This window comes from Streptomyces sp. IBSBF 3136 (genome assembly GCF_036815105.1).
GTDB lineage: Bacteria > Actinomycetota > Actinomycetes > Streptomycetales > Streptomycetaceae > Streptomyces.
The window spans coordinates 1-8,103 of sequence record NZ_JAJSZC010000290.1 but is presented as its reverse complement, the minus strand read 5'-3'; the positions used below and the strand labels follow the sequence as shown (position 1 = coordinate 8,103).

Sequence of the window (8,103 nt, the reverse complement as noted above, 5' to 3'; positions counted from 1 at the left end):
CCCCCGCTATCCCCGAGTGATCCGCACCCGGTACGCCCCGCCCGGCACGCCGCTCAGCACCTGGACGGTGATCCGGTGGCGCGGGTCCTTGAAGGTCTGGCCGGTCGCGAACGGGGCGTCGGAGAGTTCGGCGTGGACGTTGGGGCTGCGGGTGCAGCCGCCGCTGTCCCGGTGGCCGTCGAAAACCGTGATGGGGCCGCGCCCGGTGTCCACGGTGGAGTCGACCCGGTAGATGAGGATGCCGGGTTCGCACACGTCCTCGTCGTTGCCGCCCGGCGCGCGCAGTTCCAGGGCGTACACGCTGCGGGAGTCGATCGGCACCAGGACGAGCTTCCCGCCGCCCGCCTTGTACAGCGGCGTCAGCGTGTACTCGACGCTGCCCGGGGCCGCCGCGCAGCCGACCTGGGTGCCGTCCAGCCAGCCCAGCTTCCACTTGTGCCAGCCGAGCAGGTCGTTGTTGGCCCCCCAGTCCTCGCTCATGATGTCCCAGTGCCCGACCGCGCCACCGCCCTCCTGGGTGTACAGGTCGGGCAGGCCGAACGTGTGGCCGTTCTCGTGCGGCAGCACCCGGTAGCCGGTACGGGCGTAGGAGCCGGAGCCGTCGTCCTGGCGCGAGTAGACGAAGGACGCGTTGGAGATGGGGACGCCGTCGGCGACCGGGGCGTCGGAGTTGCCGGCGAAGGTCACGGACAGCACCGTGTCCAGGGCGGAGGGGCCGGCGTTCGGGGTGACCAGCACGTTCAGCAGGTCGTACGAGCGGAAGTCCACGTCGGGATCGGCGGCGGCCACGATGTCCTGGACCAGTTCCCGGTAGCCGGGGTCGAAGGGTGCGCCGCGCTCTATGCCGTACGCCCTGAAGGGCTTCGGCATCCGCAGCCAGGTGGGTATCGGGGTCTCGGGGCGGTAGTCGAGACGGCCGTAGGACGCCGCGCGGAACCACTCCTGCGTCTGCGGGAAGAACTCGTGGAAGCGGTCGAGCGCGCTGCCCTGTCCGGGCGCGTCGGAGAAGTCGACCATCAGGGTCAGGGCGTGAACCGTGCCCGTGGAGTGCGAGTAACCGGTGGGGGTGGGCAGACCTTCCGTCATCTGTACGTCGAGGCCGCCGCGTATGAAGCAGGGGGAGAGGGCGGAGGAGCGGGCCAGGCCGACCGGCCCCGCGGTGGTGCGCGCCGTCAGACGCCCGGTCCCGGCCGAGGTGCTGACCGCGAGGGTCAGGACGGTCACCGCGGCGAGGGCGGCCACACGGCGCGGGCGTATGCGGCGCGGGCGTATGCGGCGGCGACGGGGCGACTGCGGCTGCATGCATGGACCTTTCGCTCCACGGCAGCCGCCGATCTCCGGCTGCACCCTTGCGATCACCCTGTGTCGCCGGAGTGACGGGCGCGCGCTGGAGGAGACCGATCGTGGGATAACGCGGCGCGGGCGGGTGGGAGGCCCGCCCGGCTGGTGTGAGCCAGGTCACGGGAATCTTTTTCGGGGAGGGGAAATAACCGGGGAACCTCTCCCCGTTTAGACCTGTGTCCGAGCGAAACGGGGACTCCTTCCCCGGATCACCTCACCGCCCCGGACATACCGTCGAGAACCGAGGAGTACGCCGTGCAGACCGCAGCCCCCGAGCGCAAGGTGCCCCGGCCGCGCGCCGACGCCCTGCGCAACCGGGAGCGGATCGTCACCGCCGCCCGGGAGATGTTCGTCGAGCACGGCCCGGACGTGCCGCTCGACGAGATCGCCCGCCGGGCCGGTGTCGGCAACGCCACGCTGTACCGCAACTTCCCCGACCGCGACGCCCTCGTCCGCGAGGTCGTCTGTTCCGTGATGGACCGTACGGCCGAAGCGGCCGAGCAGGCCCTCGCGGAGACCGGAGACGCCTTCGCCGCACTGGAGCGCTTCGTGCACGCCGCCGCCGACGAGCGGATCAGCGCTCTGTGCCCGATGGTCTCCAGCACGTTCGACCAGCACCACCCCGACCTGGAGGCGTCCCGGGAACGTGTCGAGCAGCTCATCGAGGAGATCATGGGCCGCGCCAAGACGGCCGGGCAGCTCAGGGCCGATGTCGGAGTCGGTGATCTGATGGTCGCCGCGGCCCAGCTCAGCCGGCCCCCGGCCGGTACGGGCTGTCTGTTCGGCGATCGCTTCGTGCACCGTCATCTGCAGCTGTTCCTGGACGGCCTGCGGGCTCCGGCCCGCTCCGCCCTGCCGGGCACGGCAGTGACCATGAAGGAGCTGCGTCAGTCCTGACCGCTTCCGCGCTCACCACCGCGAACGCTTCCCTGATCACCGCCCCGACCGCTTAGTTCCGCAAGGCTCGGCGGTCCTTCCTCTCGCCCGGCCTCCCTCTCCTCTTCCGGCCTCCCTCTCCTCTTTCTCGTCTCTCGTCTTCCTCTTCTTCTTTCTTTTTCCGTCACGAAGTCCCGAAGTGGGTACCTCCATGTCCGAAACAGCCCTCAAGGCTCGCGGCGCCGCCGCTCCGAGCGGTGACACCAACCGCTGGAAAGCGCTCGTCTTCATCGCGCTCGCCCAGCTGATGGTCGTCCTCGACGCCACCATCGTGAACATCGCCCTGCCCTCCGCCCAGCAGGACCTCGGCATATCCGACGGCAACCGCCAGTGGGTGGTTACCGCCTATGCCCTGGCCTTCGGCGGCCTGCTGCTGTTCGGCGGCCGCATCGCCGACCTGTGGGGCCGCAAGCGCGCCTTCGTGCTCGGTCTGGCCGGCTTCGCCGCCGCCTCCGCGCTCGGTGGTGCCGCGACCAGTGGGTCGATGATGTTCGGCGCCCGCGCCCTCCAGGGCGTGTTCGGCGCGCTGCTCGCCCCGGCCGCGCTCTCGCTGCTGGCCGTGATGTTCACCGACGCCAAGGAGCGCGCCAAGGCGTTCGGCATCTACGGCGCCATCGCCGGTGGCGGCGGTGCCGTCGGCCTGATCCTCGGCGGTTTCCTCACCGAGTACCTGGACTGGCGCTGGACCTTCTTCGTGAACGTCCCGTTCGCCGTCGTCGCCGCGGCCGGTGCCTACTTCGTCATCCGTGAGCCGGAGGGCGGCCGCAACCGCTCCGCGCTCGACATCCCCGGCGTGGTCCTGTCCACCCTGGGCCTGGTCTCCCTCGTCTACGGCTTCACCCGTGCCGAGAGCGACGGCTGGGGCGACGCCGTGACCGTCTCGATGTTCGTCGCCTCCGCGGTGCTGCTGGTCGCGTTCGCCCTCGTCGAGTCGCGGGTCAAGGCCCCGCTGCTGCCGCTGCGCGTGGTGACCGACCGCAACCGCGGCGGCATCTACCTCTCCCTCGGCCTCGCGATCATCGGCATGTTCGGCCTGTTCCTCTTCCTGACCTACTACCTCCAGGTCGTGAAGGGCTACTCGCCGGTCAAGACCGGCTTCGCCTTCCTGCCGATGGTGGCCGGCATGATCACCGGCTCCACCCAGATCGGCGCCCGGCTGATGACCCGGGTCCCGGCCCGCTTCCTGATGGGCCCGGGCTTCCTGGTCGCAGCGCTCGGCATGCTGATCCTGACCCAGCTGGAGATCGGCTCCTCGTACGCCACCCAGCTGCTGCCCGCGATGCTGCTGCTCGGCCTCGGCATGGGTACGGCGTTCATGCCGGCCATGTCGCTGGCCACTCAGGGCGTGCAGCCCCGGGACGCCGGTGTCGCCTCCGCGATGGTCAACACCTCGCAGCAGGTGGGCGGCGCGATCGGCACCGCTCTGCTGAACACGATCGCCGCGTCCGCGACCACCTCGTACATCTCGGACCACATCGGCGGTGCCGCCGCCAGGCCGCAGCAGGAGCTGGTCAAGCTCCAGGGCATGGTGCACGGCTACAGCACCGCGATCTGGTTCGCCGTGGGCATCCTGGCGCTCGCCTCGGTGATCGCCTTCACCTTCGTCAACGCGGGCCGGCCGGGCAGCACCCCGGTCGCCTCCGGCGAGGGCGTCGAGGACGAGCTGCCGGTGCCGGTGGTGGCCCACTGACCCCGGTCCGCGCCCGCTGACCCCCCGCTGGTCCGTGACCCGCTGACCCGCCCCTGGGGGGTGACCCGCTGACCCGCCCTGGTCCGTGGCCAGCTGACCCTGGGCCACCGAGTCGCCGGGCCGCCGGCGGACCCGGGTCAGCTAGCGGAGCCAGGGCAGGTCCGCACCCGCTTCGTTGGGCTGAAGGCCCTCGGCGACGATCTCCATGATCTCGCCGAGGGTCTTCTGCTGTTCCGGGGTCAGCCGCTCGAACAGCGCCTGCCGCACGGCGGCCACATGGCCGGGCGCGGTCCGGCGCAGCACCTCGGCGCCCTCGTCGGTGAGCACCGCGAACTGGCCCCGCTTGTCGGACGGGCAGTCCTCGCGGCGGACCCAGCCGCTCTTCTCCAGGCGGGCGATCGCGTGCGACAGCCGGGAGCGGGTGATCTTCGACCGCATCGCCAGCTCGGTCATCCGCAGCCGGCGGCGCGGCGCCTCGGCGAGTCCGACGAGCAGGCCGTAGTAGATGTGCGGCATGCCCGCGTCGCGCTGGAGCTGCCGGTCGAGGTGGTCCTCCAGGAGGGTGGTGGCGTGCAGGTAGGCGCGCCAGACGCGCTGCTCCTCGGCGGTGAGCCAGCGGTGCCGGCCGGCGGAGTCCGTTGCCCTGTTCATGGGTCCCACTGTACGAGGCATCTCCTTGAAACTTGAACAAGTCGGGCGTAGGCTGAGCGTGAAAAGCTTGAGAGTTAAAACATCGGAGCCGCCGTCATGTCCGCCGCCACCCAGGAACGCATGCCCGCGCTGTACCTCAGTCACGGCGCCCCGCCGCTCGCCGACGACCCGGTCTGGCCCGGCCAGCTCGCCGCCTGGTCCGCCGGCCTGCCGCGCCCCAAGGCCATCCTGATGGTCTCCGCCCACTGGGAAGAGGCGCCCCTCGCCCTCGGGGCCACCCGGACCGTCCCCCTCGTCTACGACTTCTGGGGCTTCCCCGAGCACTACTACCAGGTGCGGTACGCCGCCCCCGGCGCCCCGGAGCTCGCCGACTCCGTGCGCAAGCTGTTGCGCGCCCCCGGCATGCCCGTCCAGGACATCCCCGACCGCGGCCTCGACCACGGTGCCTACGTCCCGCTGGTCGAGATGTTCCCGGCCGCCGACATCCCGGTGCTCCAGATCTCGATGCCCACCCTCGACCCGGTCCGGCTGATGGACATCGGGCGCAAGCTCGCGCCGCTGCGCGACGAGGGCGTGCTGATCGTCGGTTCCGGCTTCTTCACGCACAACCTGGCCGCCCTGCGTCACGCGGGCGGCGTGCCGAGCTGGTCCTCGGAGTTCGACGACTGGGGCCGGCGGGCCCTGGAGGCCCGGGACTGGGACGCCCTGCTCGACTTCCTCCACAAGGCTCCGGCCGGCCGCTACGCCCACCCGCGCACCGAGCACTTCGCCCCGCTGTTCGTGACCATGGGCGCGGCGGAGGCCGGCGGTGAGCCGAGCGCGCACAGGTCGGTGATCGACGGGTTCTGGATGGGAATGGCGAAACGGTCGGTGCAGTTCGACTGACCGGGCCGGCCGGATCGTACGGTGCGGACCGGGTCGGTGGGCCCGGTCGGGGGTGCCGCTCTGGCAACCATCGGGCCGTCGCAGCCGTCTTCCGGGTGGGAGCGGTCGACGGCGACGCTCCCCGGCGGTGACGGCCGCCGTACGGAACGTGATGGTCGTCTCATTCGCGCAGTGGCACCAGGGGACGCCGGGGCTGCTGGTGCCGGCCTCGACTCCGGCTCTGACCTGCGTCTCTGTACGTCCGCACGACCCCACGTGCGTCCGTGCGGCCGACAGGGTACTGCATGATCAGAAAAATAGAGGGACGGGTTGGGAATTCTGTCCGGATTCCAGTCGTTGTTTCCCACGGATGCAGGGCACTCGAGGAGAGTCCCCAGAGACAGTCCCCGGAGAGCCGAGCGTTCAAAAGGACCACCCGCCAGCCCACCATCGCAAGGGAGCACGCATGGCAACCCGTGCCGTCGCCCGTCGTAAGACCGCCTCCGGCGAGACGGTCGACTCGGCAAGCAGTGTTCGCGCCCATGGCGGCGAGATCGCCGACCGCGACCTGGTCGGCATGTACCTCGACGAGATCGCGCGTACGCCGCTGCTCGACGCCGCCAAGGAGGTCGAGCTGTCCCAGACCATCGAGGCGGGTGTGTTCGCGCGGCAGGTCCTCGACGGCGAGGAGGAGTCCGCGACGGACGCCACCCGCGAGGAACTGGAGACCCTGGCCGCCGCCAGTGAGCGGGCCAAGGACGTCTTCATCCGTTCCAACCTCCGCCTGGTCGTGGCGGTGGCCCGGCGCTACCCGCGCAGCGGCCTGCCGCTCCTCGACCTGATCCAGGAGGGCAACGCCGGCCTGGTGCGCGCCGTCGAGAAGTTCGACTACCGCAAGGGCTTCAAGTTCTCCACGTACGCCACCTGGTGGATTCGGCAGGCCATCACCCGCTCCATCGCCGACCAGTCCCGCACCATCCGGCTCCCCGTCCACCTGGTGGAGGAGCTCGGCCGGATCCGCCGCGTCCAGCGCGAGTTCAACCGGGAGAACGGCCGTGAGCCGGAGCCCGCGGAGATCGCCGCAGAGCTGGGCTCGACGCCGGAGCGCGTGACCGACGTGCTCGACTGGTCGCGTGACCCGGTCTCGCTGAACATGCCGGTGGACGACGAGGGCGAGACGCAGTTCGGCGACCTGTTGGAGGACACCTCCGCGGTCTCCCCGGAGCAGTCGGTCCTCACGCTGCTGCGCAGCGAGGAGCTCGACGACCTGATCGGCCGTCTGGACCAGCGCACAGCCTCCATCATCAAGATGCGGTACGGCATCGACGACGGCCGCGAGCGCACGCTGACCGAGGTCGGCAAGGAGCACGGCCTGACCCGCGAGCGCATCCGCCAGATCGAGAAGCACGCGCTGCTGGAACTGAAGAAGCTGGCCCGCCAGACCGGCTTCGACGCGGCGGCGTAACCGGGGGCACGGGACCGCGGTGCGCGTGCGCCGTGGCGAAAGACGGCGCAAACATGGCGCGGTACCGTCGCTTCAATCCGCGGTCCCGAGGGAAAAACCATTCCGGGCCCCATAGTCGGGGCCCTGGACCGCACTCCCCGCCCCGCGCACCCACCCCCACATCCGGCTCGGCCGTACCTGGCCCGGCCGGGCGAGTGAGCCACGTCCTGACGCTACCCCCCCCAGCGTCGGGACGTCCCCGAGCCGGGGGGGGGGGGGGGCCCCCCCCGCCCGGCGCCCCCCCCCCCCCCCCCCCCCCCCCCCCCCCCCCCGGCCCGCCCCCCCCCCCCGGGCGCCGAGCCCGGCTTCTTCGTGCTGCCGGAGCGGGCCTGTGACGGGATGATGAGGTCGCCGGGGCGTCCTTCGGAGGTTGGAGCGGTGGGCCACCCCGTACCTGAACACCGGGGTGGCCCGCCGGATGGCAGATTCTGCCACACCGGCATAGCCTGCCGGGGTGAGCACCCCCAGTACCACCGGCCACACCGCCCACCTGCACGTTCCCGCGTCCCCCACGGCGTCCCTCACCGAGCGCCGCAAGGCGGAGACCCGGATGGAGATCGCCCGCGCGGCGGCGGCCCTCTTCGTCCGCCAGGGCCTGCGCGCCACCCGCGCCGAGGACATCGCCCAGGCGGCGGGCATCGCCCCGCGCACCTTCTACCGCTACTTCGCCTCCAAGGAGGAGGCGGTGGCCCCGCTGTACGCCGCCGGCGCCCAGCGCTGGACCCAGGCCGTACGCGAGGCCCCGGCCTCCCTCAGCGTCCTGGAAGCCCTGCGACACGCGGTCCGCGAGACCCTCACCCCAGGCTTCGGCGTCTCGGCATCGGCCTGGGAATGGGTGCGCACCCTCATCCGGCTGGCCGACGCGAGCCCCGCGCTGCGCAAGGTCTGGGCCGAGGTCTGCCAGGCGGAGGAAGGAGCGCTGGCGGAGATCCTGGCCCACCGGCTGTCGACGTCCGCGAGGCAGGCGGCGAGCGCGCGGGATGCGGGGGAGGACGCCCTCACGGACGGCGGAACCGGCCACGCGCCCCACCGCGACAACGTTGCCCAGCCGGAGCCGGAGCCGGGACCCGACCCAGCTCATGACCCGGGCCCCGATCCAGGCCCCGCGGCCCCTGCC

The 8,103-nt window shown here is 71.6% G+C and carries 7 protein-coding genes; 5 read left to right on the top strand and 2 right to left on the bottom strand.

The features are described 5' to 3' along the window. Positions 1–6: 6 nt before the first annotated feature. On the bottom strand, positions 7–1,302 hold the full coding sequence (locus V7E45_RS36365; protein WP_333778550.1) for a M6 family metalloprotease domain-containing protein: 1,296 nt from the start codon (positions 1,300–1,302) through the stop codon (positions 7–9). Between the two features lie 294 nt (positions 1,303–1,596). Here V7E45_RS36365 and V7E45_RS36360 point away from each other — a divergent pair, with 294 nt between their 5' ends. Next, a complete protein-coding gene (locus tag V7E45_RS36360; RefSeq protein ID WP_333778549.1) occupies positions 1,597–2,238 on the top strand; it encodes a TetR/AcrR family transcriptional regulator in 642 nt (213 codons plus the stop codon). A gap of 190 nt (positions 2,239–2,428) precedes the next feature. After that, entirely contained in the window at positions 2,429–3,967 is a 1,539-nt protein-coding gene (locus tag V7E45_RS36355; protein ID WP_333778548.1) for an MFS transporter, read from the top strand. 141 nt (positions 3,968–4,108) lie between these two features. On the opposite strand, the gene V7E45_RS36350 is transcribed toward V7E45_RS36355, so the two are convergent. Next, a complete protein-coding gene (locus V7E45_RS36350; protein WP_333778547.1) occupies positions 4,109–4,618 on the bottom strand; it encodes a MarR family winged helix-turn-helix transcriptional regulator in 510 nt (169 codons plus the stop codon). Between the two features lie 96 nt (positions 4,619–4,714). On the opposite strand from V7E45_RS36350, the gene V7E45_RS36345 reads away from it, so the two are divergent. The 3 genes from V7E45_RS36345 to V7E45_RS36335 form a co-directional block, all read left to right on the top strand. Then, positions 4,715–5,503 carry a dioxygenase family protein gene (locus tag V7E45_RS36345; RefSeq protein WP_333778546.1) on the top strand — a complete coding sequence of 263 codons (789 nt, stop codon included), beginning with the start codon at positions 4,715–4,717 and terminating at the stop codon, positions 5,501–5,503. A 445-nt stretch (positions 5,504–5,948) separates the two neighbouring features. Then, positions 5,949–6,947, top strand: coding sequence for a sigma-70 family RNA polymerase sigma factor (locus V7E45_RS36340; protein WP_333778545.1), 999 nt, complete (start codon positions 5,949–5,951; stop codon positions 6,945–6,947). Between the two features lie 589 nt (positions 6,948–7,536). After that, the coding region (locus V7E45_RS36335; RefSeq protein WP_333778551.1) for a TetR/AcrR family transcriptional regulator at positions 7,537–8,103 on the top strand (567 nt) is incomplete at its 3' end.

Excerpts from the sequence above, each read along its gene's own strand:
- V7E45_RS36340 (WP_333778545.1), top strand. The coding sequence starts at position 5,949 with ATGGCAACCCGTGCCGTCGCCCGTCGTAAGACCGCCTCCGGCGAGACG.
- V7E45_RS36355 (WP_333778548.1), top strand. The coding sequence starts at position 2,429 with ATGTCCGAAACAGCCCTCAAGGCTCGCGGCGCCGCCGCTCCGAGCGGT.
- V7E45_RS36345 (WP_333778546.1), top strand. The coding sequence starts at position 4,715 with ATGTCCGCCGCCACCCAGGAACGCATGCCCGCGCTGTACCTCAGTCAC.
- V7E45_RS36350 (WP_333778547.1), bottom strand. The coding sequence starts at position 4,618 with ATGAACAGGGCAACGGACTCCGCCGGCCGGCACCGCTGGCTCACCGCC.
- V7E45_RS36365 (WP_333778550.1), bottom strand. The coding sequence starts at position 1,302 with ATGCAGCCGCAGTCGCCCCGTCGCCGCCGCATACGCCCGCGCCGCATA.